General features: G+C 38.1%; 24 protein-coding genes. 1 reads left to right on the top strand and 23 read right to left on the bottom strand.

Annotation, left to right across the window (positions count from 1 at the left end):
• Nucleotides 1-78: 78 nt before the first annotated feature.
• The 18 genes from QKW49_RS03940 to QKW49_RS04025 all read right to left on the bottom strand — a co-directional run bounded on the left by QKW49_RS03940 (nt 79) and on the right by QKW49_RS04025 (nt 18,832).
• Nucleotides 79-870: a glycosyltransferase gene (locus QKW49_RS03940; protein ID WP_282866266.1), complete on the bottom strand. Its 792-nt coding sequence runs from the start codon at nt 868-870 to the stop codon at nt 79-81.
• 61 nt (nt 871-931) lie between these two features.
• Nucleotides 932-1,603 carry a glycosyltransferase family 2 protein gene (locus QKW49_RS03945; RefSeq protein WP_282866267.1) on the bottom strand — a complete coding sequence of 224 codons (672 nt, stop codon included), beginning with the start codon at nt 1,601-1,603 and terminating at the stop codon, nt 932-934.
• Nucleotides 1,590-2,498 carry a copper transporter gene (locus QKW49_RS03950; RefSeq protein ID WP_282866268.1) on the bottom strand — a complete coding sequence of 303 codons (909 nt, stop codon included), beginning with the start codon at nt 2,496-2,498 and terminating at the stop codon, nt 1,590-1,592. The genes QKW49_RS03945 and QKW49_RS03950 overlap by 14 nt, the downstream gene beginning before the upstream one ends.
• 18 nt (nt 2,499-2,516) lie before the next feature.
• Nucleotides 2,517-3,632, bottom strand: a complete 1,116-nt coding sequence (gene steA, locus QKW49_RS03955) for a putative cytokinetic ring protein SteA (RefSeq protein ID WP_282866269.1) — start codon at nt 3,630-3,632, stop codon at nt 2,517-2,519.
• A 210-nt stretch (nt 3,633-3,842) separates the two neighbouring features.
• Nucleotides 3,843-4,520: a PHP domain-containing protein gene (locus tag QKW49_RS03960; protein WP_282866270.1), complete on the bottom strand. Its 678-nt coding sequence runs from the start codon at nt 4,518-4,520 to the stop codon at nt 3,843-3,845.
• 66 nt (nt 4,521-4,586) lie between these two features.
• A complete protein-coding gene (locus tag QKW49_RS03965) occupies nt 4,587-5,330 on the bottom strand; it encodes a GntR family transcriptional regulator (RefSeq protein WP_282866271.1) in 744 nt (247 codons plus the stop codon).
• Nucleotides 5,331-5,369: 39 nt separating this feature from the next.
• Nucleotides 5,370-6,335: a hydroxyacid dehydrogenase gene (locus QKW49_RS03970; RefSeq protein ID WP_282866272.1), complete on the bottom strand. Its 966-nt coding sequence runs from the start codon at nt 6,333-6,335 to the stop codon at nt 5,370-5,372.
• Complete coding sequence (locus QKW49_RS03975; protein WP_282866273.1) at nt 6,332-7,240, bottom strand: dihydrodipicolinate synthase family protein; 909 nt, start codon at nt 7,238-7,240, stop codon at nt 6,332-6,334. Before QKW49_RS03975 ends, QKW49_RS03970 begins: the two co-directional genes overlap by 4 nt.
• 50 nt (nt 7,241-7,290) lie before the next feature.
• Nucleotides 7,291-8,613 (bottom strand): FGGY family carbohydrate kinase, encoded by a 1,323-nt coding sequence (locus tag QKW49_RS03980; RefSeq protein WP_282866274.1) that lies wholly within the window; start codon nt 8,611-8,613, stop codon nt 7,291-7,293.
• Between the two features lie 199 nt (nt 8,614-8,812).
• Nucleotides 8,813-9,775, bottom strand: coding sequence for a PHP domain-containing protein (locus QKW49_RS03985; RefSeq protein WP_282866275.1), 963 nt, complete (start codon nt 9,773-9,775; stop codon nt 8,813-8,815).
• Nucleotides 9,776-9,798: 23 nt separating this feature from the next.
• Entirely contained in the window at nt 9,799-10,653 is an 855-nt protein-coding gene (locus QKW49_RS03990) for a class II fructose-bisphosphate aldolase (protein ID WP_282866276.1), read from the bottom strand.
• A 282-nt stretch (nt 10,654-10,935) separates the two neighbouring features.
• Complete coding sequence (spo0A, locus tag QKW49_RS03995) at nt 10,936-11,742, bottom strand: sporulation transcription factor Spo0A (RefSeq protein ID WP_282866277.1); 807 nt, start codon at nt 11,740-11,742, stop codon at nt 10,936-10,938.
• 195 nt (nt 11,743-11,937) lie between these two features.
• Nucleotides 11,938-13,236 carry a SpoIVB peptidase gene (spoIVB, locus tag QKW49_RS04000; protein WP_282866278.1) on the bottom strand — a complete coding sequence of 433 codons (1,299 nt, stop codon included), beginning with the start codon at nt 13,234-13,236 and terminating at the stop codon, nt 11,938-11,940.
• 251 nt (nt 13,237-13,487) lie between these two features.
• Nucleotides 13,488-13,934, bottom strand: coding sequence for a hypothetical protein (locus tag QKW49_RS04005; RefSeq protein ID WP_282866279.1), 447 nt, complete (start codon nt 13,932-13,934; stop codon nt 13,488-13,490).
• A 14-nt stretch (nt 13,935-13,948) separates the two neighbouring features.
• Nucleotides 13,949-14,950 (bottom strand): flotillin-like protein FloA, encoded by a 1,002-nt coding sequence (floA, locus tag QKW49_RS04010; protein WP_282866280.1) that lies wholly within the window; start codon nt 14,948-14,950, stop codon nt 13,949-13,951.
• Nucleotides 14,951-14,973: 23 nt separating this feature from the next.
• Nucleotides 14,974-16,254, bottom strand: coding sequence for an NfeD family protein (locus QKW49_RS04015; protein ID WP_282866281.1), 1,281 nt, complete (start codon nt 16,252-16,254; stop codon nt 14,974-14,976).
• 17 nt (nt 16,255-16,271) lie between these two features.
• Entirely contained in the window at nt 16,272-17,285 is a 1,014-nt protein-coding gene (gene pdaA / locus QKW49_RS04020; protein WP_282866282.1) for a delta-lactam-biosynthetic de-N-acetylase, read from the bottom strand.
• 113 nt (nt 17,286-17,398) lie between these two features.
• The gene (locus tag QKW49_RS04025) at nt 17,399-18,832 is read right to left on the bottom strand and encodes an aminopeptidase (RefSeq protein ID WP_282866283.1); all 1,434 of its coding nucleotides are present in this window, start codon (nt 18,830-18,832) and stop codon (nt 17,399-17,401) included.
• Between the two features lie 163 nt (nt 18,833-18,995).
• Here QKW49_RS04025 and QKW49_RS04030 point away from each other — a divergent pair, with 163 nt between their 5' ends.
• Nucleotides 18,996-19,802: a histidinol-phosphatase HisJ family protein gene (locus QKW49_RS04030; RefSeq protein ID WP_282866284.1), complete on the top strand. Its 807-nt coding sequence runs from the start codon at nt 18,996-18,998 to the stop codon at nt 19,800-19,802.
• Nucleotides 19,803-19,997: 195 nt separating this feature from the next.
• Here the strand turns inward: QKW49_RS04030 and QKW49_RS04035 are convergent, their stop codons facing one another.
• Genes QKW49_RS04035 through QKW49_RS04055 form a run of 5 tightly spaced genes read right to left on the bottom strand, consistent with a single transcriptional unit; the run spans nt 19,998 to nt 26,950 of the window.
• Nucleotides 19,998-20,981 carry a MoxR family ATPase gene (locus QKW49_RS04035; protein ID WP_282866285.1) on the bottom strand — a complete coding sequence of 328 codons (984 nt, stop codon included), beginning with the start codon at nt 20,979-20,981 and terminating at the stop codon, nt 19,998-20,000.
• Between the two features lie 10 nt (nt 20,982-20,991).
• Nucleotides 20,992-22,617 carry a hypothetical protein gene (locus QKW49_RS04040; RefSeq protein WP_282866287.1) on the bottom strand — a complete coding sequence of 542 codons (1,626 nt, stop codon included), beginning with the start codon at nt 22,615-22,617 and terminating at the stop codon, nt 20,992-20,994.
• A 13-nt stretch (nt 22,618-22,630) separates the two neighbouring features.
• On the bottom strand, nt 22,631-23,539 hold the full coding sequence (locus tag QKW49_RS04045) for an ABC transporter permease subunit (protein WP_282866288.1): 909 nt from the start codon (nt 23,537-23,539) through the stop codon (nt 22,631-22,633).
• Complete coding sequence (locus tag QKW49_RS04050) at nt 23,523-24,464, bottom strand: ABC transporter ATP-binding protein (RefSeq protein ID WP_282866289.1); 942 nt, start codon at nt 24,462-24,464, stop codon at nt 23,523-23,525. Before QKW49_RS04050 ends, QKW49_RS04045 begins: the two co-directional genes overlap by 17 nt.
• Nucleotides 24,464-26,950 (bottom strand): hypothetical protein, encoded by a 2,487-nt coding sequence (locus QKW49_RS04055; protein ID WP_282866290.1) that lies wholly within the window; start codon nt 26,948-26,950, stop codon nt 24,464-24,466. The genes QKW49_RS04050 and QKW49_RS04055 overlap by 1 nt, the downstream gene beginning before the upstream one ends.
• Between the last annotated feature and the right edge of the window lie 32 nt (nt 26,951-26,982).

The following is a 26,982-nucleotide window of genomic DNA, read 5'->3' on the forward strand; positions in this document are numbered from 1 at the left end:
AAAGATCAAGTGATTTTGTAGGGAACGGCCCCTGTGCCGTTCCGCTAAGTACAATTAAGTTTGCTTATCTATTATTTTTTAATGGTTCCTTCCCAAATGGTCAATATAATTTAAAAATCGGTTTCGTTCAATCGTCTTTGAAAAAGAATACTTTTCACTTAGCATATTTAATATTAGCACTGTGCCTAAAAGCAGTAATTGAACCAGGAGACTGTTTGTCATGGTAATCATCGTAATTCCCAGTATCATTCCAATGAAATTCGCGCCGGTATCCCCCAACATTCCTTTTGCTCTCAAATCCATTGGCAAATATGCGACCAATACCCCAAAAACAATATAATATATATCGGAGGCGGCTCCTATCAATAATGGAAAGAAGGATAACAGAAAGAAAACTTTTACTGCTCTGCCTGGCCTGGTATCCGTCAAATTGATCAAATTGGTCAGTAAACTGATAAAAAAGACATAGATGATCATATTTAAAAAAGTATCAGATAATTTGACACTGATAATAAAAGCTGAAAGAACCCCGGTTATTGCTTTTAGCCCGCCGGTGGTCAGCTTTCCATGCATGAGGTTCTTCATATGTCCTTTGAACCCCTTGGATTGACTGTTTCCTGCAAAATCATCAATTAACCCTACGAACCCCATAAGTATACCGGCAAATATAATATATATATCATAAAAAGGGATAACATATCCAAAGGGGAGGGATATACTGATAGCCAATACGGTACTGAGTATCAGCGCAATTCCCATTGAATTTGGAATATCTTTTCCAAGATAGTTCTTGGTAATCTGCCCCGCATCTATAAGCATTCTTCTCACAACGCTTTGTGTAATCCTGTTGCATGTATAACCTAATATCATTAATAAAACCATCTTGTACATCACACTATACATATATTCCTTTCTTTAATTAAATATAGATTTATGCGATTTTAAGTGCTTTTCTAAAAAGCACGGCAATAATATGCGCTGCTTGTCTTCCTCTATGTATAAATCCTTTTAAGTCCCTTCCGGTCTCGTGGTGTTTCATATTTACTTCACATTCCATGACGGAATAGCCTTTTTGCAAGATATCTATCGTCATACCCACCTCCGCGCCAAAACCTGCACCAATGTGAATATTATCCAACACCTCTGATTTAAATGCCCTCTGCCCGGATAAAATGCTTTCCACATATTTTCCTGACAGCATCTTTGCTCCGTATCGGCTTATAAACTTTACTATTCCAAATCCGCCTTTCTTTGAAGCTTTCCCAAACCTTGCGATACACACATCACACTCATCATTCTCAACCGGTTTAATAATTTTAGCTACTTCTGCCGCACTATCACCTACATCGGCATCTAAAAATACGATGATATCGCCTGTACAGACATATAAACCCTTTTTGAGTGCCGTGCCTTTCCCCAGGTTTTTCAAACTTTTTATAACAAGCGCACCGCTTTCTTCAGCAATTTGCCAGGTTCTATCACTTGATCCGTCATCTACTACTACCAACTCATGAATGTTTTTGAGCGTTAATACCGCTTCTATGGTATCTTTTATATTGTCTTCTTCATTATATGCAGGAATGATAACACTAATCTTCTTCATATCTTACTCCCTCTATTGTCTGCCTATTCAGATCTCCCGCTATACCGGTCTCTGAACCGATAGATTCGGATTTCTCTTTTTGCTCTTTCATCTTCATGGTTAGAGCAACCTTTCCATTTGTTGTCTCAATGTTATTTATAGCAGAAAACCCAGATTTTTTATACATATTTATAGATGAATCTTCCGACTCCCCACGGCCTACTATTAAACAAGGGATATCCATTTTTTTCACGATATCCAACATAGGGATATCAATCTTTTCAACATATTCACTGCCATACGTATTGGGACCCACCCATATGACATGATCTATTCCCTCTGAATAATCACCTTCTGAATCAATATAATCCATATCTGCAAATTGATCGATTAATCCGCTATTCTTCCCTGATAAAATTGAATACATTAAATGTTCCGCCGCATAAGTTGCCATATTGCTTTCCTTTGCAATCATCGGATTTTGGTAATATTGCATTTGATTAAACACATTTACTATATCCGTCTCAGATATATTCTTTACAGATGTTACCGATCGAATATTCGCATCAGCAACTTGCAAAAGCGATATGATTTCATCGCAAAGATCTCTTCCCCCTGTGGCGATAATGGCTACATTATACCCCTGCAAACTACCTCTTAAGTATTCTTCAAATATTGAGTCGATTAACTCACTTTTAGTTACAATGTCATCGGACAAAGATTTAATTTCCGTTTTTAATTCCTTATTCTCCTGTGTCATCAATTGCAAGTGCTCACCAAGCTCGGACATAAGCTTACTTTGCTGCATCATAACCAATTGTTCACCGTTTAGCATTGAACCTATAAATATTCCAAGGCCCATCGCAATAAAAATTGCTGCAATAGTCATAATATGATAAGTAATTCCTCTACTCATTTTCAACATCCCTCCCCGCTACTTCATACGTAATCTAAACTGAAAAATATTTAGAAGTACCTGTATCGGAATATATATCTTTATGATTGCAATAATAGGGATTAATGCGGAAAATAATAAAGGTATACAGTATGACAGTCTCAGCTTATTAGAATATAGCTTACTCACTCCTTTTGCATCTACCAGCTTTGACCCTATTTTTAGTCTTGTCAGCATAGTACTTGCCATACCTTTTCTTCCTTTTTCTAAAAAATCTATAATATTTGAATGCGTACCCACAGCAATAATAAGGTCTGCCCTTTTCTCATATGCAATCATCATTGCCGCATCCTCACTGGTTCCTGTAAAAGGAAATATTTTAGCCTCCAGTCCCAGCTTATTTATTCTTTCCATTCCGGGCGCTCTTCCGTCAGAATAAGCGTGGACGATGATTTCTTTCCCTTTTTTAAGACATTCATCGCTAATACTATCCATATCTCCTACAATCATATCCGGAGTCAAACCAAATTCCATCAGCGCGTCTCCGCCGCCATCCACGCCTATCAATACCGGTTTCACGTCCTTAATATACTCTTTGATGATTTGTAAATCCTGTTTGTAATTACACCCTCTAACCACAATAAGCACATGCCTATTCTCCATCTGGGTTTCTACAGAAGTTATATCTATATTTTTAAGTATGATATCTTTTTCTCTTGAAGCGTATTCCAAGGTATTATCGATGAATCTCTCCAACTCATAGGAAAAATTATGATAACTATGTTCAATAAGCTGATCTACCTTTTGAGTATCCAGCATATTAAAACTTCCTTCGTATCTTTCACCATTAATATACAAATCGTAATTTTTTATCTCTATTAATTCATCCGGTTGAATTTCGTTATAAAATTTTTCACCTATATCATCGACAACGATAATGCCATTGTCTATCAATATCTTAGTGCCTTTTGTCGGATAGCGTCCTGAAATGCTTTTATCACAATTTATCACCGCTTTTACTTTAGCCTCGATCAAAGAATAGGCAGCAACCTCATCTAAATCCTGATGGCATATCACCGGAATACTATTTGAACTCAGACGCTTTACCAGTTCTTTCGTCTTTTTTCCTTTTTTCGCATAGCCTTTTATTGTCAAAAATATCATCCCTATTTTTTATTGAATTATTTAGTATTAGTGTTTACAGTAACGCAAATAATATAATTAAAAAATAAAGCTGTTGATAGACAATTGTCCATATATATAAAACAACTAAAGCCTATCAGCCATAGATCTATGGCTGATAGGCTTTAGTTGTTTTAGGAACAGCAAAATAATAACTTCCGATTTTTCAGCGGTTATTTTTCATCACTTGGTACGCAATAATTCCACTATCCTGCCTTCTTTGATAACCTTAACCAATTCCTGTGAATCCGAAATTCTCTCGGGCACTACGATCCCACCCCTCGCCGCATCCTGAGCCTGATGAAAATCAGAGCCTGAAAGCATAAGACGACCATTCTGCCTCGCAAAAGCCAGTGCCAAATGATTCCGGGAATCATGCCTCGGATGCTCATTAAAGACCTCAACCCCGTCGATTAGAGTTGGATTTGCAGGAATCATCCCTGTTCTAAAAGGATGCGCCTGAATTATCAGTATTTCTTCATGCTTAACCAGTTCTTTAAAAGCCGTAAGGGTTAGTTTATATAACTCTTTGTTCTCTTTTAAAAAATCTTCATATATGCCGTATACCAGATAATCGTTTACGTTTTCTTCAAACCGTATCTCCATTCCGAGAATCACATCTACTCCCAGTTTTCTGCCATATACCTTTGCTTGGTTATAACCTGATAAGAAAAAGTCAATTTTCTCATTCCAGGTCTGCCCCTCCAGCCTGTCAAAATATCGTCTATAATAGTGGTCGGTAATCACGATACCATCATATCCGGCCTCGTGATAAAGTCTAACCGTTTCACCGGCTTTTACCTTGCCGCATTCGCTTACTTCCTGTGTATGAACATGCGTATCATATTTATATAGTCTCATATGTGCCCCCTGATATTAATAGTAACCATTTCTTATATAACATCTTAGAACGAACTGCAAAATACTTTAGGGACAATGATTAATATTCTTATGATATTCGAGCCTTAATTTTATTTTATCTCCTCTGAACAATACTTTAGTATATTCAAAAGGCAATTCCCCAGTGGTATAGACGATATTTTCCAACAATAACAGCGGAAATCCTTTTTTTACGGACAACATCTTCGCTTCCTCCAATGTCGCCATTGATGATTCAAGTGTTTCTACTATTTTCACAATTTTTAAATCATACTCTTTTTCTAAAATATCGCATAATTGGATGCCTTCCATGTCTTTCATTTCCAGATTAGCGCAGAAAGTGACCGGTATATATGAAGTATGAAGACTTAAAGGCTCTTCTTTAATGTATCTGATTCTTTCTACAACATATACCTGGGTATTTTTTTCCAATCGCAATTCTTTTGAAACTCGAGCAGGAGGTATCCCCTTATCAATATTCAAAAGCTTGGTGGAAATTTGATAACCCATTTGCTCCAATTGCTCTCGAATACCTAATTGGGATAGTGGCTTACTTACGATTTTAGGTACAGAAACAAAAGTCCCTTTCCCTTGAGCTCTATATAATAACCCTTCATGTACTAACCGGGTAATGACCCCTCTGGCTGTCATTCTGCTCACCCCATACATCTTGCTTATTTCATTTTCCGAAGGGATCAAATGATTCGGCAGCCATTCCTCATTCTCAATTTTCTGTCTGACGATATCTTCTAACTGCGCATATAAAGGTTTAGGGCTTTGACGATCTAACATAGTTATTTACCTTTCATCTTTTTAATCATGCTTTTACCACTATTTTAACCCTAATTCCTTGGCATTGTAAATATTTTTTGGGTTTTTACCGTCAAAATAATCCACAACGGCCTGCGCAGCATCGGTAGACATCCTTATTCTTGCTTCTTTGGTCAATGCCGCACTATGTGGTGATAAAATCACATTATCTAAATGAATAAAAGGATGATCTATCGGCAAAGGTTCCTCATAGAATACATCCAATGCCGCACCTGCGATTTTTTTATTACGCAGCAACTCCACCAGCGCTTCTTCGTCAATGACCGCACCTCTGGCCGTATTGATGAGATAGGCATCCGACTTCATTAAATTGAGCAGGTTGCTTGTAACCATACCTGTTGTAGAAGGGAGGTTGGGGCAATGAATACTGATGAAATCACTTGATTCAAACAGTTCTTCCAATGAATCTAAAAATTCATAATCAAAATCCATAAATTTTTCTTTTGCATAGGGATCGTAAGCCATTATCTTCATATCGAATGCGAGATGGCATTTTCTTGCTACTTCTGCACCTATATTCCCCATCCCTATGATACCTAGCGTTTTATCTTTTAATTCTACCATCGTATTCACATTTCTCATCTTCCAGTTTCCTTCACGCACCGATATATCCATCAGCGGAAGCTGTTTCGCAATGGTCATCATCATACTGATCGCATGCTCACATACTGATAAGCTATTTACTCCAACAAGGTTACATACTAAGATCCCGGCCCTTGTGGCAGCATTCACATCTATATTATCTACACCCGCACCTGTTCTTGCGATAATCTTCAACTTCTGTGCACGCTTGATGATCTCTTCGGTAATAGTGGTTGTAGTTCTTACAATGATGGCGTCTACATCGTCACATAAGCCAAGAACCGTTTCATGGGACGGGTCCGGAGATGCAATCACTTCAAAATTTTCTTGTAGCAATTTTCTTCCCAAGGGATGAATTTCCTGAGTCAAAAGAATTTTTTTCACGCTAATAATCCCTCGCTCTCTAAAAAAATTCTGATAGCGTTTTTCTCTTCTTCATCTACAGGCAATAGAGGTATTCTTGGACAACCTCCGAAATACCCTAATACATCCATTGCAGCTTTTACTCCTGCAACACCACTCTTCCCTCCTGTTTTCTTATTTAGATCACATAGGTAGTTATGATATTTTTCTCCCTGCTCTTTATCATCGGCTAAGTAAAACTCATACAATCTATTACATAATTCAGGCAGATAATTGGCCATTGAAAGAATTCCACCTACAGCGCCTGCAAGTAGCCCTGTATAGAATTTATTGATGCTTCCGGCAAGCACATGAAATTCTTCGTTTTTATCTACAGCATTAATATAAATCGCGATATCTTCTGTTGAAGTGTCTTTCATACCAACAATATTGGAATGTTTTGAGAGAACTTCAATCACTTTTGGCGATATGGTCAGCCCCGCAGCAAACTTTGGCGCATTATAAACCAGCACCGGGATGGGTGAATGATCTGCAATGATTAAAAAGAATTTTATCAAGGCTTCATCCGTCATGGCATTAATAAAGTAATGCGGTGCTAAAACGCTTGCAAATTCAGCGCCTTTATCCGCTGCTTTTTTGGTAAACTCAATGGTAGCACTTGCCGATTCCCTTCCCGTCCCTACCATCAATACCTTATCGGCTGTCCGGTTCTTTGCAATGGTTTCAATAATCTTTAACGACTCATCATCTGTCAAACTTCTAAACTCCCCATTACTTCCAAGCGGCATATAACCCCTTAAATTCGTTTCATTATACTTTTTGATATTATCCGCTAATTTATCGTATGACACCTTCTCATTTTCAAAAGGCGTCATAATAGGTGGAAAAACTCCTGATAATTTTTCTTTAATACTTACGTTCATCATCAATAAACCCCCTGGATTAATATTATTTTGCCGCGCTATTTAAAAAACTACTATTCTTGCATTGCCTTTAACGCAATCTTTCCATTACCTACCGTTGAACACTCCTCCACCATATTAAAATCGTATTTTTCAAATCGTTTCTTCTTGAAATTCAGATATGTTTGACTTGTCATTCCTCCGGTTAGAAAGATTGTCTTATTGAGATCCATGATTTCCTCACATATACGTAATGTATTGACTAAAGGCTCCCATGTTCCAACCAATAAAGACATCAATAGGTCTTCTCTGGTTGTATCGAACGTCATGCCTGAAAAGCCTCCTTTTTTAATGGTCATACTATGACGGTCTCCTGCAAGGTAAGGATCGAATTTTTCATCACCTGTCTGCTTATAATTTAACAGCAAATCCTCAAAGACTTCTTTATAGAAATTTTCTTTGGATATCTCCTTATAGAACTCTTTTCTATACCATTCCAAAGCAAAACCGCTTATTGTAATGGTTAGATAAAGCCATTTATTCTCTTCTACCGAGGTTCTTATATAATAGCTTTCACAGGGTTTAGGATCGGTTGTCGTAACAGTCACGATTTCGCTGCTTCCGGCTACATTTAGAATATCACCATGATTCACAGCGCCTGCACCAAATGCCGCACTGGAAGTGTCATTGGCGCCCATTACGACCGGTATTCCTTCTTTTAGTCCCAATAATCCCGCACATTCACCGGTCAATTTTCCTATGAATTTTGTGGAACTTATAATTGGAGGCAATTTGTCCGTAGGTATCCCTAGTGTATTACATATTGACTCTGACCAGTTCCCTCCTTTTAATGTCTCATACAATCCTGTAAAGGATGCGTTTGAAGGATCGATCCCCCATTCTCCGGTTAATTTTTTATGTATAAATGTATTCAAATGTCCGAACTTATAAGTACGATTAAAGATCTCCGGATAGTTTTCTTTTATCCAAAGTATACTTGTGAGGGAAATTCCTCCTGAAAACGGTAAATTCCCATTAATATTTAAGAAGTTTTCTTTTCCGACCAAATCCATCGCTTCATGGGATTGTTTATAGCTTCGTCGGTCAAGGTGAATAATAGATGGGTATAACGAATTGCCATATTGATCCATTCCACAAAGCGCTGGAGAAAATACGCATATGACGATCACTTCTATTTTATCCAGGTGATCTTGCTGAAATTGCCGAATGCCTTTGATCATTGCAGCAAATATGATTTCAGGATCAATTTGCGCCTGAATCTTATCTATGACATCATAATTATATTCTATTTTGCTTTTCGCGATAAGCTTGAGAGTTTCATCCAGAATGGAAAGTTTTACGGAAGATGTACCGAAATCTACAGATAAAATATACATATAATATCCCTCCAAATTGTTAAAGGTAATGTCAGAAGCTTGATGTAATGCCTGACCGTAACCCTTTGATTACATTTCATTTCATTTTTAAATATGGCATGGTTTTGGAGTTAAAGAAAAACTAAAAAGATTGATACGTATATTAATTCATAAAGTGCAGAATATTTTTTACAGGATACTTAATACTTTTTTATTGAGTTCAAACCTTCTTCTCCTTACTCAATAAAGCACTTAAATAAATGTTGTTCATGAAATACTCCAACGTGACCCCTTTTTCACCAATCATCCTGGGATTTTTTGTACCTTTTTTCCCATCATTATGATAATCGGAGCCGCCTGATATTATTTTTAATATCGGACTGTACATGTCGATAATCTCTTTTTCAACTTGTTGCTCACTCATATTGCCTTTGTAACTGGTTTTTGAATAAGTATATGCTGCCTCTATACCATCCAATCCCACGTCTATTAGATGCCGAATGTATTCTTTTCTGTGGATTTGTTTGTTCGACTTGTATATCACCTCATCTATTAAATAAGGATGTGCGAGAATCGCTATGCCCCCTGCTTTATGAATAATGTCTATCGCTTTTATAGGATTGATTTTTTCTCTTTTTATATTATATTCCGGATTATCTCTTACCATTATTTTAGCTTCTTTCCATGTCGGTGTATAACCCTTATCAGCAATAGCTTCAAATATATGTTTACGTTGGATTTCTTCAGGTGCTCTAAACTCACCGTTATTTTCCAGCAGCTCCTGCCATGAAATCTTTATTCCATTGTTGCTCAATACTTCAGTAAGTTTTCTATATGCTTCAGTCTTGCTTCGCTTCATATTCTCTTCTTCCACTGCAAAATCCTCGGTTGTCCAATCGCATCCTAATCCGACAATATGAACATCATCAACATCGCTATCACAGGAATACTCAATGCCCAGCAATACATTTACATTCTTTTGCCGCCCGTATTCAACCGTAGCTATGGATTGGTCCCCTATCTGCATTGCCGCTTTAGGTACTACATCATGATCGGTAATTGCAACAACCTTCATTCCAAGATCAACCGCATTATCAATAAATTGTTGGTATGTATCGTTTCCATCCGACATATTTGTATGGCAATGCAAGTCACATAAATACTCCGGTCTATATGTCATCATTCTCCCACCTTATGTCAAAATATTTAAATACGGTTTGCCGAACCAAACAATAATATATGCTCTTTTGTGGTATTTTTCACAACATCGATTACGTGCTGATCCAGTTTCAAAGGTTCTACTTTATCTGCATTGTTTTCAATGTAACTTTTCAGCCCACTGCAGTATGCGATCTTTATTGCGGTAGAGATATTGACTTTAGCTGCCCCTAAAGAAATCAACTGTTTGAATACGTCGCCCTCAAGTCCCGTGCCACCGTGTACCACCAATGGACATGAAGAAATTTCTTCTATCTCCTTAAAAAGATCAAAATTTATCTTGGGTTTGCCCTTATACAAGCCATGAGCAGTACCAATCGCAGGAGCAAAGGCATCTATACCTGTTTGTTCCAAGAATATTTTACATTCATCTACTTTCGCTAAAGCTTCGTCACCACTGGCAACAATTACATCTTCTTCTACACCGACGATGGCTCCCAACTCACCTTCCACTGTCGCGTTATATTTTTTTGCATATGCTGCTATTTCCTTGGTAAGGCGGATGTTTTCATCTAAAGGCTTCTTCGAACCGTCAAACATGACTGATGACCATCCCGCATCTAAACATTTCTTGGCTAAATCCGCATCGGTGCAGTGGTCAAGATGTACTGCTACCGGTATACTTGCGTATTCGGCCATAGGGATCAACTGCTTGATCAGTCCGTCTACTCCATGAAATTTCACTGTTGCGGTTGAAGTTTGTAGAATTAGTGGAGATCTTAATTCTTCAGCAGCATCAATAACAGCCTTTGCAGTTAAGTGGTTAAGAATATTGAATGCACCTACAGCATACCTTTCTTCTCTGGCTTTTTTGAGTATTTGACCCATATTAACATAAGACATACACAAATCCCCCTTCTATAATCGAGCTATGTTATACATGTATATACATGTATAACATAGCTCGATTATAGCAAAGTTTTCCGCAAAAGTAAATACCTAATTGTAAAAATTATCAAACTGATATAATAATAAACACCTGCTATTTGTTGATTCTACAAGTCAACAAATAGCAGGTGTTTATTCATTAAGTTAAAACATATTTATCATACTATAAATAATGTCATTTGCTTTTACATTCTAAATAAAAATAATTTTAATTATATTAATCTTAATATAATTGATTTACGACACTTTTAACTGTAATCTTAATTTATCCGCAATCATTGCGATAAACTCACTATTTGTAGGTTTACCTTTACTATTTTGAATAGTATACCCGAATAAGTTTTCCAATGTCTCTACTTGTCCTCTGCCCCACGCGACTTCTATCGCATGTCGAATCGCTCTTTCAACTCTGCTTGGAGTCGTATTATATTGTCTGGCAATGGTAGGGTAAAGCTGCTTTGTGATAGAATTAATGATCTCCATATCCTTTACTACCATCATAATAGCATCTCTAAGATACTGATATCCTTTAATGTGTGCCGGAACTCCGATCTCATGGATTACCTTGGTAACATTTGATTCGATATCTCTCATTGCAGGATTATACGGACCTCTAGCTTCACTAATAATATCACATCTAACAGTAGACCGGTTAGAACTAATGGCTCCCTTCAATTGTCTGATACGGCCAACCAAAACATCCATATCAAACGGTTTTATAATATAATACTCAGCACCCAATGCCATGGCACTTTGAGTAATTTTATCCTGCCCTACTGCCGATAGCATAATATAAATGGGCTTTTTTTGCATAGGAGTAGAACTTAGTTTTTCCAATACTCCTAAACCGTCCAAATGGGGCATAATCACATCAATGATAGCGACATCGGGTAGAAGATCGGTAATTAAATCATAAGCTTCCGCACCGTCTTTTGCAATTCCCACAACCTCAATATCATCTTGATTATTAAGATATTCATATAATATCTCACAAAAATCTCGATTATCATCTGCAATAACAACTCTAATTCTATTATTATTCAAGTTAATTTCCCCCCGTATCATTTGTATTTTTTTACATAATTATATTATATTTGCTAATTGCTAAAAATTCAAGCCTGTTTTTGAATAAATATTCTTTTTTTAGAAATTTTATATTCTTTTAGCATATATTTTAGAATAATGGGGTTAAGCGATAAACGTTTTTGATACTTTATCGCTCAATTATTATGATATTCTTCATTTTTCAGGTAATTGTATAATTTTTTTCAGCATCCATTCAATGAATATTCCATATCCTCTTGTCGGGTCATTCACAAAAACATGGGTCACTGCTCCCACAACCCTATCATTTTGAATGATGGGACTTCCGCTCATTCCTTGTACAATTCCCCCGGTTTTTTCTAATAATTTAGGATCGGTAATCTTAATAATCATTCCTTTACTGTTTTCTTCACTTTGCCTCATAACTTTCTGGATTTCAACATCAAACTTCTCTATTTGATCCCCCTGTATATTTGAAAGTATATATGCAGGACCTTCTTCTACTTGTGTTCTTAATCCTATAGGCATAGGCTGTCCCCAACTATGATCTGCAATATCATACAGTTTTCCAAAAATACCAAAATCATTATTTGCCGATATACGTCCCAAGCTGCTTTCTTCTTGCATGAAAACTCCTTTTAGCTCTCCTGGCTTTCCTTTTAATCCTTTGCGTATAGATACTATATTCGATTGTAGTATATCACCTTTTCCAACAGTAAGCAATTCTCCTGTATCTACATCTGTTATACCGTGCCCCAATGCACCAAAGCTTTTTGTTTCCGGATCAAAAAAAGTAAGTGTACCAATCCCCGCAGTACTATCCCTCACCCATAATCCAAACTTATATTGTTTATCCTCCAGACATTTTTCTGCAACGATCTTTGTGTCAATATATTTGTCTTTCCTTTTAATCATCAACTTTAATTCTTGTCCTTGAGACTTTTCTACAATTTCAGTTAAATGCTCTATATCTTTTACTTTTATATCACCAAGATATTCTATGATATCTCCTTCCTTGATACCGGCATCTTTCCAAGGTTCCGAATTCTCCCCGCTAACATTTTTAAAATCGGATGTCCCTACAACCAATACTCCATCCGTGTAGAGCTTTACACCGATGGTACTGCCACAAGGTATCACAGTTGCTTTTGGTACTACATCCACTTCTACTGACCTTAGCGGGATTACACCAAAAAGTTTCAAATCTATATTAAAATTTCCTAGTTCATTGGATTTAATTACCAAAGGGTTATTTAAGTCCAATTCGTAGCTATCATTTACTACTTCACCATTTAAACTGAGCACTCCGCTTTTGTCAACTTGCGCATCTATGGTTATAGGCCTATTAAGATGATAAGTATATTCTTCACCTTCAAGAAGCATCAATCTACTGGGAAATAATAAATACATCTGAAACAGCATTGTAAAAGGTACTGTAATCAATACTAGAAATAAGATAATTAGTTTTTTCTTGATAAACCGCTGCGAATTCAAGCATTTCCCTCCTTCTAAGTTCAGTTGCGCTTCAAATAATGCAAATATTTATTTGAATTAGAATAATAATGTAATTTACATAACACTTGTCTAAGCTTAAATTAACCCTAAATCAATTTTATTATGCTGACAAAATCTTAACGTATTGGTAAGACATTATTTAGCTCATCATACAATATTTAAAAATACTTACCTATGTATTATAAAAAAGCTAAAAAATATCCCGGATCATGTTCGATCCGGGATATTTTTTAGCTTTTTCTTGCTTTTGGTTTACCTAAAACTTCTGACATAATAATTCCATTTAACAAAAGCTGCGGTGAAAAATCCAATGTATCAGATATTTCATCATTTAACTCCGGTTTGATTGTGTCAACATCTTTATAATGATTTGGCTGGGTTTTTATCCGATTTTGTTCTTCGTAATCAGATGTTTTACTTTCAAGTGGTGCAGTTTGAACAAATGCTTCTTTTTGATTTCCAGCGTTTTCTTTCTGATACTCAAACATATTAAACTGTTCTTCAATGTTCATTGGTTCTTCATATTCTTCTTCATCAAAAAAATCCATATCTGCTTGCGGGGCTTGTGGAGGTATTTCATAATTTGGTGTTGCTCTTTTTGTATTTTTTTGACTTAAAGCATTTTTTATAAACATCCACCCAAAATAGAATATTACACCAAGTATGAGCTTTTCCATATCATCACACCTTATTATTTTTTGTTATTGTTAGCATTGCTTCCGGGTTTATCTCCCACTTTAGAAATAGAATCCCTCATTTCGGTATCAGCTTTAATATTTTGGAGATTGTAATAATCCATGACACCAATTTTACCTTGTTTTAAAGCGTCAGCCATTGCTCTCGGAACTTCTGCTTCCGCTTCAACAACCTTTGCTCTCATTTCCTGCACAGAAGCTTTCATTTCTTGCTCTTTTGCAATTGCCATTGCTCTTCTTTCCTCCGCTCTGGCCTGTGCAATACGTTTATCAGCCTCTGCCTGATCAGTCTGTAAATGTGCACCGATATTTCTTCCTACATCTACATCCGCAATATCAATGGATAGTATTTCAAATGCTGTTCCTGAATCCAGGCCTTTACTTAATACCGTTCTTGAAATCAAATCAGGATTTTCCAGAACTCCCTTATGGGTATTTGAAGAACCTACAGTGGTTACAATACCTTCCCCTACTCTGGCGATAATGGTATCTTCTCCTGCTCCACCCACTAAACGGTCAATATTAGCCCTAACGGTTACTCTCGCTCTTGCCTTCACTTCAATGCCATCTTTTGCAACCGCAGCAACTACCGGTGTCTCAATGACCTTAGGATTTACACTCATTTTAACTGCTTGCAGAACATCACGGCCTGCCAAGTCAATGGCAGCAGCACGTTCAAATTGCAGCGGTATATCTGCTCTCTGGGCCGCAATAAGAGCATTGACAACGTTATCGACGTTACCACCTGCCAGATAATGCGTTTCAAGCTGATCTGCACTTACATCCAAACCCGCTTTTTGCGATTTAATTAACGGATTCACAATCTTCGATGGAATTACCCTTCTTAATCTCATACCAATCAGTGTAAAAATACCGATACGAACCCCAGCTGCTAACGCGGAGATCCAAAGCCCTATCGGTATAATTGAAAAGATTAAAACTAAGAGGATAAAGCCTATGATAATAAGACCCAAAACACTAATACTAAATAAATCCATGTCATTCCCTCCAATTTCATATTTTATATTTTTCTAACAACAATCCTGTTGCCCTGTACATATATTACTTTTACCTTAGTACCTTTTTCTATATATTCACCTTCCGATACAACATCAATTCGGTTTTCACCAATCTGCACAGAACCTGCCGGTCTGAGAAAAGTCAAAGCGATCCCTTCCATTCCCACAAGGTTGCTTTTATTGCTAGCAGATTTCTCATCATTTACAGTATTAACCATATCACTTTTAAGTATGATATGATCAAAAAATTTATTTCTTGGTAAAAATTTCAGCATGACCGCCAGCACAATTACACTGATCATGAGTGCGGCTGAAAAAGAGCCTGCGGCCTGTAGTGGGTTGGAGGAGCTCAGCAAAATACTTAGTACGATACATGCAATTCCTGCGATACCTGGGATACCAAATCCGGGAATACCTATCTCAATAAGAAGCAATACTAATCCTGCAACAAAAAGGATCAGCACCCCCCACCCGGCATGCCCTCCCAAGACCTTTCCTGCAAAAAAAAGTGCGAAAGACAATATTCCTATTGTACCAAAAAGACCGAATCCGGCAGTAAGGATTTCTCCTATAATGCCTATGATGCCAAATGTAATAAGCATGGTAGAAACACTCACACTGTTTGTAAACCTGGCAATATTTGTTTTGAAATCATATTCAAATGCTACGACTTGATTCTCACTGATATTTAAATAGTCGTATAATTGTTCTCTTCCATCTACTATCTTATCCACCACTCCATGCTCTAATGCTTGGCTTGCGGTAAAATTAATCAACTTTCCCTTTTTCGTGATCCCTTCAATCTCAATGTCGGCATCCGCCATGGCCGCCATGATTTTCGGATCCCTTCCTTTGAGTTCTGCAACTTCCCGCAGTTCTCCCGCCCAATAAGAGATATATTTTTCCTCTTTTGGCCTTGTTTCTGCAGAACCGATGTTTATCGTCTTATTTGCCACGACCTTATCTCCCGATATGGAAATAATCACTCCTGCCGAAATGGCATTATCCTCAATATAGCAAACAGTAGGCAAAGAAGTACCGGTAATCCTTTTACTTATCTTCAATGCCGAATCTACCAGGCCTCCGTTTGTATCTATCTCAAATATCACCTGCGAGGCATTGGCTGCTTCTGCTTCCTTTAATGCGTTATCAACATAAGTTACCAGTGCCGAATTAATTTCTCCCTTAATAGGAATCAAATAGGTGCTCCCTGCCGGCTGTGCATTAGCTATGCCCGCCCCTATCAGAATCAAAAGTAAATATGCAGTTATTTTTTTTATCATATGCAATCCCCCGAGGCCTACTCAATTTCATCCAGTGATTTGAATTCATATCCTTGTGCTTTGGCATCTTTGATAATTCTATCCAGCGCTTCCGCGTTATCTTTAGATACAGCGTGAAGTAATAAAACCGCCCCATTGTGTAATCTACCCATCACTTCATTATAAGCATGATCGGCACCTTTTTGATTCTTTACATCATAATCAAGATAATGAAAACTCCAGAAGACAGTTTTATATCCCAAAGACTGTGTGAGTGCCAGCGTTCTTTCACTGTACTCTCCCTTGGGAGGTCTGAGATACTTCATATGCTGTTGAAACATTTCATAAAACGGCCGCTCAAGTCCCAGTATTTCTTCCTCTAGTTTCTTGTCATCCAGTATCTCGGGCATGCTTGGATGGTTTATTGTATGATTTGCGACAATATGTCCTTCTTCTACCATCCTTTTTACCAAATCCGAATGCTTTTTAAGGTATGGCCCTGTTATAAAAAAGGCTGCGGTCGTCTGATTTTCTTTTAATACATCAAGAATTTTAGGTGTATATCCATTTTCATATCCTTCGTCAAATGTAAGATATAAAACTTTTTCATCGGTATCATGCCGGAATATCCCATCATATTTTTTTAGCAATTGATCATACTTATTATCTATTGTAGGAGGTTTGTCCTTATTCCTTCTATACCACCAGCCGTACTTAGTATTATCAAATTTGCCAAATTCACCGATAATCTTCTTTTCAACGGGTTTATCAGCCGGTTTATTGTCCTCTTCTTTAGTATCAGCATTTTTTTCTATATTATTATTTGTTTCAGGTTGTACAGCAATTTCCGGTTTTACCTCCGGAATATTCTCAGGAACTGTCTCAGCTTTTTTATCTTCTTCCGGCTGCAGCGCCTCCACTGACGAGTTGGTTTCCTGGTCTGCAGGATCAGTCTCCTTGTCCAAATCTACACCTATCTTCGCGGTACATGATGTCAGGATCATTGTAATTAAAGTTACTACAGCTAATCTTCTAAAAAATATTGACCTCATTGCTCTCCAACTTTCTTGTTTATATATATATATTTATATTGTAATATAATAGGTTGATAATGTACAGGAAAAAGTGCAGAGAACCTATCTGACAGTAGATTCTCTGCACACATTTATCCTTTATAAAATGCGTTATACCCTTTGTATGCCATATACACATCCAATTTACCGGCTATCTCCAGCGGTGCATGCATTGATAACAGTGCTACTCCGCAGTCAATAACATCTACACCAAGATTTGCGACAAACTGCGCGATGGTTCCGCCGCCGCCCTGGTCAACTTTTCCCAGTTCCCCGGTTTGCCATATAATATTATTTTTATTAAACAATGCTCTAATTTCGCCTACAAACTCAGCATGGGCATCATTAGAACCCGATTTTCCCCTTGCACCGGTATATTTGGTTAGCACTAATCCCTTGTTGATATAAGGTGCATTTCTCTTATCCTGTACTCCTTCATAATTCGGATCTACTGCGGCACTGACATCTGCTGATAAGCATTTTGAATGCTGTAAGGTTTTTCTTATCAAAATATCATTATATGATTCGGATGTTAACTGGCATAACTCTGCCAATACATCTTCCAAGAACCTTGACTGCATGCCCGTATTGCCCATACTTCCGATTTCTTCTTTGTCCACCAATAAACATACCGCCGTACGAGTGCATTGATCTATATCAAGAATGGCCCGCAAAGCCGTATATCCGCATACTCTGTCATCATGCCCATAGGCTCCTATCATGCTTCTATCCAACCCAATATCCCTAGCTTTAAAAGCAGGTACGATTTCCAGCTCTGCACTGATAAAATCTTCTTCCTTAATACCATATTTTTGATTCAACAGCTGCAGTATGTTTAATTTTATTTTTTCTTTTACTTTTTCGTCCTTATATGGAATGCTTCCAAATAAAATATTCAATCCTTCCCCGGTGATGCCTTCGCTCATCTTCTTCTGCATTTGGTCTTGCGCCAAGTGAGGCAATAAATCAGTGATGCAGAAAACCGGATCATTATCATCTTCACCGATGACAATATTCACCTTTTGTCCATCACTTTTGATGACTACACCATGCAGAGCCAATGGTAAAACTGTCCATTGATATTTTTTAATACCCCCATAGTAATGCGTTTTAAGGAGTGCCATTCCCGAATCTTCATATAATGGATTTTGTTTAAGATCTATTCTTGGTGCGTCCATATGCGCACCAACGATATTCACCCCTTCTTGCAAGCTTTTTTCCCCTATTACTGCTAAAATAACAGCTTTTTCTCTATTAACTACATATATTTTGTCACCTTTATTTAGCTTTTTCTTAGATTTAACCACTTTATCAAGTGCCATAAAACCTTTTTCTTCAGCTAACCGCACCGCTTCAACAATACACTCACGTTCTGTTTTTCCTTTATCAAGAAAATGCTTATACTTTTCATTAAATTGAAAAATATCCTTTTCCTGGCCATCCGGCGTCTTCTGCCAACCGTCTTGCAATTCATATTTTAATTCATCCCATAATTTTTGTCCCTGACTTTTTTCCTGTTCACTCATGGTATACCTCCTGCAGTATGTCATAATATAAAGTATTTTTTGTTCAATAATAAATTATATACCCTCATACAGATTATTCAAGCATAAATTGGTTACATTACATATTGAGATTGCTGCCCTCAACTGTTATGATATTATAAAATATAGTTTAATTAAAGGACTGATGATTTTGCACGACTACCACATTCATTCTTCTTTTTCCGGAGACTCCCAAATGTCAATGGAGACTGCCTGTGAAAGAGCAATTGCCTTGGGCCTAAAAGAGATTGCTTTTACTGATCATGTTGATATTGATTTTCCTAATAGTGACCCATCCTTTGCGATTGATTATGCCCTTTATTCGGACAAATTCTTCGAAGTCAAAGAAAAATACAAAGGTAGATTAAAGCTGGTTTTTGGTGTAGAAGTCGGACACCAAGCCCACGTTTATGAAGAAAATATGGCGTTGCTTCTAAAATATCCGTTTGATTTTATCATACTGTCCACTCATGTATTTGATAAATTGGACATCCACGCCGGTGATTTTTGCAAGGGTAAAAGCCGAGAACAATCCTATACAAGATATCTTGAAGGCGTGCGGGAATCTTTATCCTTCTTCAATCACTACAGCGTTTACGGGCATATAGACCTTATACGCAGGTACGGAGGCTATAAAGAAAACTGTTTTCACCCCGGCGAATTCAGCCATTTATTGGATGACATTCTGAAAACCATTGCCCATACAGGACATGGAATTGAAATCAACACTTCGGGATTCAAGTACGGTCTGGGTTCTCCCATGCCCACTCTTCATATCTTGAAACGTTTTAAAGAACTGGGCGGAGAAATTATTACGATCGGTTCTGACGCACACGCACCGGAACACATCGCACACCATTTTGATGTTGCGGTTGATATGTTAAAGGAAGCCGGGTTTAAGTATATTGCCAATTTTGAGCAACTGCAGGCGAAATTTGAATTAATTGATTAATATTTAATTATAAAACCGGTTATGTATACATCTGATATATTCTTGAACAATATAGATTTCACTACAATATGAATGTTTTTTACTGTAGTGGCAGGCCTTGTGTCTGCCCTGAAAGCACACCACTGTTTCATTAGGGCAGACACAAGGCCTGCCACTACAGTTTATTGTATCTATAGACTCTAGAAAACCTTAAGGCTAATCTCCCAGATGCTCAATAATTTCCCCAATCACCGTATCGGTACTTATTCCTTCGGCCATGCCTTCAAAATTCAGGAAAATCCGATGCCTTAGTGCCGGAAAGGCCACATATTTTATATCTTCAAATGATACGTTGTATCTTCCTTCCATCAGCGCTTTAATCCTGGCAGCATTAATGATAGCTTGCGCACCCCTCGGGCTTGCTCCATACCGGACATATGCACCGGTTGCTTTGGGCGAACTGCTATTCTCTGGGTGGGTGCCCATAACCATTTTAAGGGCATATTCCATCACCGGTTTTGCAATAGGCACCTGTCTGGCCACCTCACGCATTTTAAGAATTTCTTCCCCCGACGTTACAGGGGTATATTTCTGCTGCATTCCGCTTGTAGTTAGGTTCACTATATCATGCAGTTCTTCCAGCGATGGAAATGCTACATTCAATTTGAACAAAAATCGATCCATTTGAGCTTCAGGTAGCGGATAAGTGCCTTCCATTTCTATCGGATTCTGCGTTGCCAGAACAAAATATGGCTGCGGCAAATGATAGGTAGTATTTCCTACCGTCACCGTCTGTTCCTGCATTGCTTCCAACAGAGAGCTTTGTGTCTTAGGTGTCGCTCTGTTGATTTCATCGGCCAGTACGATATTGCTGAAAACCGGACCTTTTTCAAATCTGAATTGGCTGGACCCCTGCGCGTCACGTTGTATGACGTTGGTACCTACAACATCTGCCGGCATTAAATCCGGGGTAAATTGTATCCTTGAAAAGTCCAACCCCATGACACTGCCAAGAGTTTTTACAAGCTGCGTTTTACCCAATCCCGGCATACCTTCCAACAACACGTTGCCGCCTGAAAATATACAGATTAGCACCTGTTCTACAATCGTTTTCTGCCCTATAATATGCTTTGAAACCTCAGCTTTTATTGCATTGGCAGTACTATTAAACCGCTGCAAATCACTTCCGTTAATTTCCATAATCACACCTCTATTCTAAAGATGAGAAGTACTCTTCCACTATGTTTCTGACTCCGGCCGGAACGGTACTTCGCTCCATACTCTGCATTGCTTCGTATTTATATTGGCCGTACACTTCAGTGTACGGCAGGGATTCACCTCTTAAAGCCGGAGCGTTATCTACCTGAACCTGCTGTATCTGCCCTGCGTTATTTTGGGCACCCTGAACATTGGATATTTCACCTTCTCCGCCTATTCTTTTGGATGTAAATATTTGCTCATAGTCCCTCACCCGGCTTTCTCCCGGTGCTTTTCCTTGTCCGCTGCCGCCGTTACTGCCTCCGCTAACATGATTGCTCCCATTACCCGTTCCGTTTCCCGCACCATTTCCTCCTGATCCGGTACCATTTCCATTTCCCTGTCCCTGTCCGTTTCCATTTCCATTTCCGGAAGAATTCCCGTTATTGGAACCGGATTGGCCGTTATTTCCCTGACTGCCGCTCCCCTGAGCAGCGGGCGATAAGCCGGAAACCAAAGTGGGGTTTTGAATTTGTCCCGGTGTCGTTCCCGAAATACCGGTTCTTGATTGTTGCATCGCACCGGTTAATTGCTGAAGTGCCTGACACATTGCGGCATTCTGTGCCAATTGATTCATCACGGCATTTAAGTTAGCCAGCTGCTGTGACATCTGCCCTGTCTGCATTGCCTGGCCCAATTGCTGCAGTGCGGCTGCAAGCTGAGGGTTGGCTGCAATTTCTTCTGCTAATTTTTCTATATTTTCTGCCAATTCCTGCAGTTCTTGTTCATCCATTTGTTGAACCTGTTGGGCGAATTGCTCCATTCTTTTCTCAATTTTATCATAGTCACCGTTTTTAAGCGTTTCGCCAAGGTCTCTCGTAGATTCAAACTGCGACAGCTTTTCACCTAGCTTTGATAAGTCCTGATTCAAGTACTTTTCCTTTACTTCATTCAGCTTATTTTGTGCTCTAGCCAATGCCTTTAATGCTTCCGGTCCGTCCTTGGCTTTTTTCAAATCCTTTTTCAACTGTTTAAGCTGCGCATTTAATTCTTTAGTCTGTTGTACTGTCAATTCATTATTAGAAGCAATACGTTTTTGTTCTTTTTGAATCTGCTCAGCCTGTTTTTTGATTTCTGTCCTAACATTCTCTTGCTGCCTCGCAGTAACTTTGTGGTCACTGGGAATGATCAAAGATATCAACGCTATGAACAGCATACAAACAGTCACAGCTAATTTCTTTTTGTCTGTTTTCAAAGGATACAGCTTTTTAAAATCAACCGACTTTGCTATTTTAATGGTATCAAAGCGTTGAATTTTCGCAACAGGACTATGCTCATCCTGAAACTCCAGCGCTGTCGTCAATCTTTCTTCTAAACCTAACTTATCACCCATTTGCGCCGTGATCTTATAACCGGGTATAAAGAATATAGATGCAACAAAGCTTACACCTATACATATCAACAGCACTATGATAGATTTACTGAGTATGAAAGGGATAGATATAAAAATTGATGCTATCCCCAGTACTGCCCCAATACCAACACCTACACACAGACCTATAAGAAGGCAATTGATTAAATTGTTTAAATATATTCTTCGCCTTAATGGGCGTAATACATGGTATACTTCCGACATCATGATATAATCACCTTCACACTTTTTCAGATTCTTTTTCTACCGGAGCGTTATTGGTTTTACTCTTTTTGATTCTTCCTTTTACCGGATTCACCACCACTGCACTGATAAACAAGAGTACTGAGGCAAGCACCATATCAAAAGCTATATTTATCATCCATGGTAGATTACTGATATCCTGACTGCGCATCATCAACATACTTCTGATAGTTTGAAAATATCCTGTCTGCTTATCCAGTATTGACCCTAGTCCTATGAAGGGATTAACACACAGAAATGCCATGGCTTCCCATTGCGTCGGGTCTCTTTGAAATAGCAAATAACTGAAACGCGTGTAAAATGCAAACGCAATCATAGTCCCGATGGTTAAAATAAGTATAAAAGTATAGGACATGATTGTCGCCACAGTGGTCTTTTTAAAAACAGATGAAAAAAAGATACCGATACTTCCCAGCAAAAATGCCGTTACTATTTGAAACAGGAATATAATGGCAACATCCCATAGTGAGAGTCCGCCATATAAAAATACGATACTAAACACCGGTATAGATGCTATAACCAATAAAACAATATGACTTAACGAAGCCATCAACTTGCCAAATATAATGGACCATGAAGATAACCGCGTGCATAAGAGCAAATCAAGCGTCTGCCTCTCTCTTTCTCCGCTGATGGCGGAAGAAGTAATAGCAGGTGTTATGAAAAGCAGCAAACCCAATTGAAACATTGCCAATGTGGTATATACATTCAATGCACTGCGCGGCTCAAAACCGGCCGTATATCTATTCAAGTTTTGAAGCATAAAATATAAAACAACGCCGCCTCCAAGTAATAATAAATACGCACTTAATAGCGTTGGGGCCCGCCAACCCCTCATTTTAGTTTTTGCTTCTTTTTCTAATACCGGATTAATTCTGATGTGCATCTGTTGCCACCCCCTTTGTAATTTTCATGAATACATCTTCTAAATTCTTTTGTACTTCCCCAAAGAAAGTGACCTCAACACCATGATTGACAAGATGGTATAAAATCTTAGCCGTTTCTTCCTCACTGCCATTAAACCCGAATTCAATACTATCGGTATTTCTTATAATATTTTCAACCGCAGGCTGTTCTTTAATAATTTTTACAGCCGTATCAGCACCGCTTAGCACTTTAATCTTCAACATCTTACTGTTGGAAGACTGAAGCATGATCTCATCTACATTTCCTGCCGCAATGATCTTTCCATTTTCTACTATCCCTATGGATGTGCACAATTCCGCCAGCTCCGGAAGAATGTGCGAACTAATGAGGATAGTTTTGCCCATATTTTTTAATTCTTTCAGTATTTCTTTCATCTCTATCCTTGCGCGCGGGTCCAACCCGGAGGCAGGCTCATCCAATATCAGCAGCGACGGATTATGCACCAAGCTTCGGGCAAGGCACAGCCTCTGTTTCATCCCGCGTGAAAGAGAATCAACATATGACTGGCGTTTATGAGCTAAGTCTACTAATTCCAACAGTTGATCAATAATTTTCTTTCTCTGTCCCACAGGTATTTGATAGGCCGCACAATAAAAATCAAGATACTCATCTACTTTAAGATCATCATAAACACCAAAAAAGTCCGGCATATATCCGATTTTTTCACGTACTTTATTTACATTTTTCGTAACATCTATCCCATCAATCAAAACTCTCCCTGAAGTAGGCCGCATCAAACCCGCCACTATTTTCATGGTTGTTGTTTTTCCTGCACCGTTAGGCCCTACAAATCCAAATATGTGCCCCTTAGGTATTTGTAATGATAGCTGATTTACTGCCAGAAACTTACCGTATTTTTTTGTTAGATTTTCAACTGCCAGCATTACCTAACCACTCCTTCCAGTTCAATATCAGGCATCGGAATCATACCGGAATAACCTCTCTTTATCGCGGGGTTATTCGCATCACCTTGACTGCTTACATCAAATACTATCTTTATTTCATTATCTTCCGATATATACTGTGATACGATGTCTTTGTCTACATGGTAATAGGATGTAATTTCATCCCAATTCCCGGTCTGATGGTTTAATATCCCTAGTGTATTGTTAGGCTGAAATTTCATATATTGCGCAAACCAATCAATGGTAAACGATTCCACTTCAATCTGTGAAGGAATGCTAAATTTGAATACTGCTTTTCCGCTGTTTTCAATCTCAATTCCACCTCTATTATACGGATCAGGATTCACTCTTACATTACCCTCGGTAGAATCCACTTTACTATTAATAAATCCATAAGGGAGCTGAATGGTTTCACCTGCATTGAAATTCAATTCCAGGGGCATGACAATCAAATTCTGATAGTACTTTTGGGCCGGTTTTTCATTTGCATATACCTCAAATTGAAGGTCAACATCACTCCATCCATATATTACTGGCTTAGTATTATCTCCTGTTCTCCTGTTACTCATCATATTATAATATTCAAAAACAGACCTTCTCTGCTGATTTACTCTCCACTCATCATCTATTTTAAAAGCTGAATTCCGCGTATTATTACCAAAAATACCATTCAACAATTGGTAATTATCATTTCTTGCACTGTTGATATATTCCAACGGATGGTCAAGCTCTTTGGTTTCGGCAATATCAATATCACCTATTTTCGCAAAGCTGCTGCCTATCACTATAAAAGCATCCTGAATTTTAAAACCTGTATTATTTTGAATACTTCCTTTGACAGCATTATTAGAGATAACGACCCGATTATTGATACCATCAGGAAAGCTAACTTTTTTATTCATGATAAAGCTGCTGAAATCCCAGATCCCTTTATCATAAAACTCAACCGTAGGCTGGTCACCCAGTGTAAATTTGGATATGATTTTTTTTTGTTGTTCTTCCGCTGGCCCGACATAACCTCTATCGATATACGGATTAGCTGTAAAATCAACCTCTACGTCCTTAGAGGTACTGATTTTCAGTGTTCCTCTTTTTGGATTAAATAATCCGGTATGCGCTGCAACATCAACACTTTTACTGTCATTTTTGAACTCTACAATAGAAACGATACTACATACAGCCGAAGAAAACCGGGTTCCGAAACCGATGATGTAAATTCCCAAACTAAAGATAACGACAATAGCAGGGATAGTAACCCACGCCCATTCTCTTTTATCCTTTTTCTTCAGCACGAAATAGTTTATGGGGCCAACTACCAAAATAAACGCACCAATGATTGATAACAGCAAGACAAATGAGGGCATTTTTATAGAAGGTATATACCTTAATGCATTATTCATCGCATGATAAAACTCATACTGCATTTTAGAATTCCAGCTTTCTCCTGTCACGCTGCCAATCACGGTAGAATTCACCATATTCTGCCACACTGCCAGATTTGCACCCTGCCATGTAGAAAAAGGTTCCAAACCGGGGTCAAAAGCGAAGCAGTAAATAAATCCATTCCCAAACTTTTGCTGAACGATTAACGGCACACCATCCTGTATCACTAGTTCATTATCTTTGACGGTATTCAGCAAAGATACCTGCATTGAAGCCGGCACTGCTGTTGTATTTTTACCGGTATATTCCTGCAGCGCATCTAATGACATTAGCGTACCCTCACCTTTTACTTCCGCTATTTTTAAATGATCCGGCAGACCATTATAAACCTTTTTGTAGTTTGGTCCGGAAGCCAATACAAGCAGGCCGCCATCTTCAACCCATTTTATGAGATTCTGCTTTTTTTCTTCATTGAGCGTTGAAACATCAAAATCATTGATTAAGATAACATTGAAATTCTCCAGTACTTTATTGTTTGCCGGAAAAGTTTTGTCGCTTAACTGTGTAAGCTCTCCCTGCACAGAAAAGTTTTTATTCCCAAAGTCTGCTCCCGACAAATATCTTAATCCCGATATATTATCGGCTAAAGCTCCAATCATCAGCGTATTTGGATTTAAAGCCTTTTTAAAATAATACTTTTGTTCTATCAGCACCTTGTTATTTTGTAAAATCTGTACATCAATAGACGCACGTGTTTTACTGACAGGCACATGGATAGTAACTTGCTTTTCGGCATTTTTGGCCAAATTTAAAGGCTGGGAATATGCAGATTTAAATTCGTACATTTGACTGTCTGCGATAATTTGTATCTCTCCTTCAAAATCTTCGCCGGGATTTTTTACGGTAATTGTGACAGGCGTCCAGCCGCCTACTTTATATGTACCGTCAAATCCGCCTTGAATACTGATAATTTCCACATTGCTTTCAGCATAAGCGGAAACAGAAAAAGCCATAAGAATAAAAATAAATATAAATATTTGTACAATCATTTGTTTTTTCATTGCTGATGTGTTTATGGTCATGTCTACCCCTCCCGTTTTCATTTAGACGGATG

This window comes from Petroclostridium sp. X23, assembly GCF_030013905.1.
GTDB lineage: Bacteria > Bacillota > Clostridia > SK-Y3 > SK-Y3 > X23.

Coding starts and splice junctions, on each gene's coding strand:
- QKW49_RS03980 (WP_282866274.1), bottom strand. CDS start 8,613: ATGTATATTTTATCTGTAGATTTCGGTACATCTTCCGTAAAACTTTCC.
- QKW49_RS04045 (WP_282866288.1), bottom strand. CDS start 23,539: ATGCACATCAGAATTAATCCGGTATTAGAAAAAGAAGCAAAAACTAAA.
- QKW49_RS04005 (WP_282866279.1), bottom strand. CDS start 13,934: ATGGAAAAGCTCATACTTGGTGTAATATTCTATTTTGGGTGGATGTTT.
- QKW49_RS03950 (WP_282866268.1), bottom strand. CDS start 2,498: ATGAGTAGAGGAATTACTTATCATATTATGACTATTGCAGCAATTTTT.
- QKW49_RS03965 (WP_282866271.1), bottom strand. CDS start 5,330: ATGTTAGATCGTCAAAGCCCTAAACCTTTATATGCGCAGTTAGAAGAT.
- floA (WP_282866280.1), bottom strand. CDS start 14,950: ATGGATTTATTTAGTATTAGTGTTTTGGGTCTTATTATCATAGGCTTT.
- QKW49_RS04025 (WP_282866283.1), bottom strand. CDS start 18,832: ATGAGTGAACAGGAAAAAAGTCAGGGACAAAAATTATGGGATGAATTA.
- QKW49_RS04050 (WP_282866289.1), bottom strand. CDS start 24,464: ATGCTGGCAGTTGAAAATCTAACAAAAAAATACGGTAAGTTTCTGGCA.
- QKW49_RS03945 (WP_282866267.1), bottom strand. CDS start 1,603: ATGAAGAAGATTAGTGTTATCATTCCTGCATATAATGAAGAAGACAAT.
- QKW49_RS03940 (WP_282866266.1), bottom strand. CDS start 870: ATGATATTAGGTTATACATGCAACAGGATTACACAAAGCGTTGTGAGA.
- QKW49_RS04015 (WP_282866281.1), bottom strand. CDS start 16,254: ATGATAAAAAAAATAACTGCATATTTACTTTTGATTCTGATAGGGGCG.
- QKW49_RS03990 (WP_282866276.1), bottom strand. CDS start 10,653: ATGTCTTATGTTAATATGGGTCAAATACTCAAAAAAGCCAGAGAAGAA.
- pdaA (WP_282866282.1), bottom strand. CDS start 17,285: ATGAGGTCAATATTTTTTAGAAGATTAGCTGTAGTAACTTTAATTACA.
- QKW49_RS03985 (WP_282866275.1), bottom strand. CDS start 9,775: ATGATGACATATAGACCGGAGTATTTATGTGACTTGCATTGCCATACA.
- QKW49_RS03960 (WP_282866270.1), bottom strand. CDS start 4,520: ATGAGACTATATAAATATGATACGCATGTTCATACACAGGAAGTAAGC.
- QKW49_RS04030 (WP_282866284.1), top strand. CDS start 18,996: ATGATTTTGCACGACTACCACATTCATTCTTCTTTTTCCGGAGACTCC.
- QKW49_RS03975 (WP_282866273.1), bottom strand. CDS start 7,240: ATGATGAACGTAAGTATTAAAGAAAAATTATCAGGAGTTTTTCCACCT.
- QKW49_RS04055 (WP_282866290.1), bottom strand. CDS start 26,950: ATGACCATAAACACATCAGCAATGAAAAAACAAATGATTGTACAAATA.
- QKW49_RS04040 (WP_282866287.1), bottom strand. CDS start 22,617: ATGATGTCGGAAGTATACCATGTATTACGCCCATTAAGGCGAAGAATA.
- QKW49_RS04035 (WP_282866285.1), bottom strand. CDS start 20,981: ATGGAAATTAACGGAAGTGATTTGCAGCGGTTTAATAGTACTGCCAAT.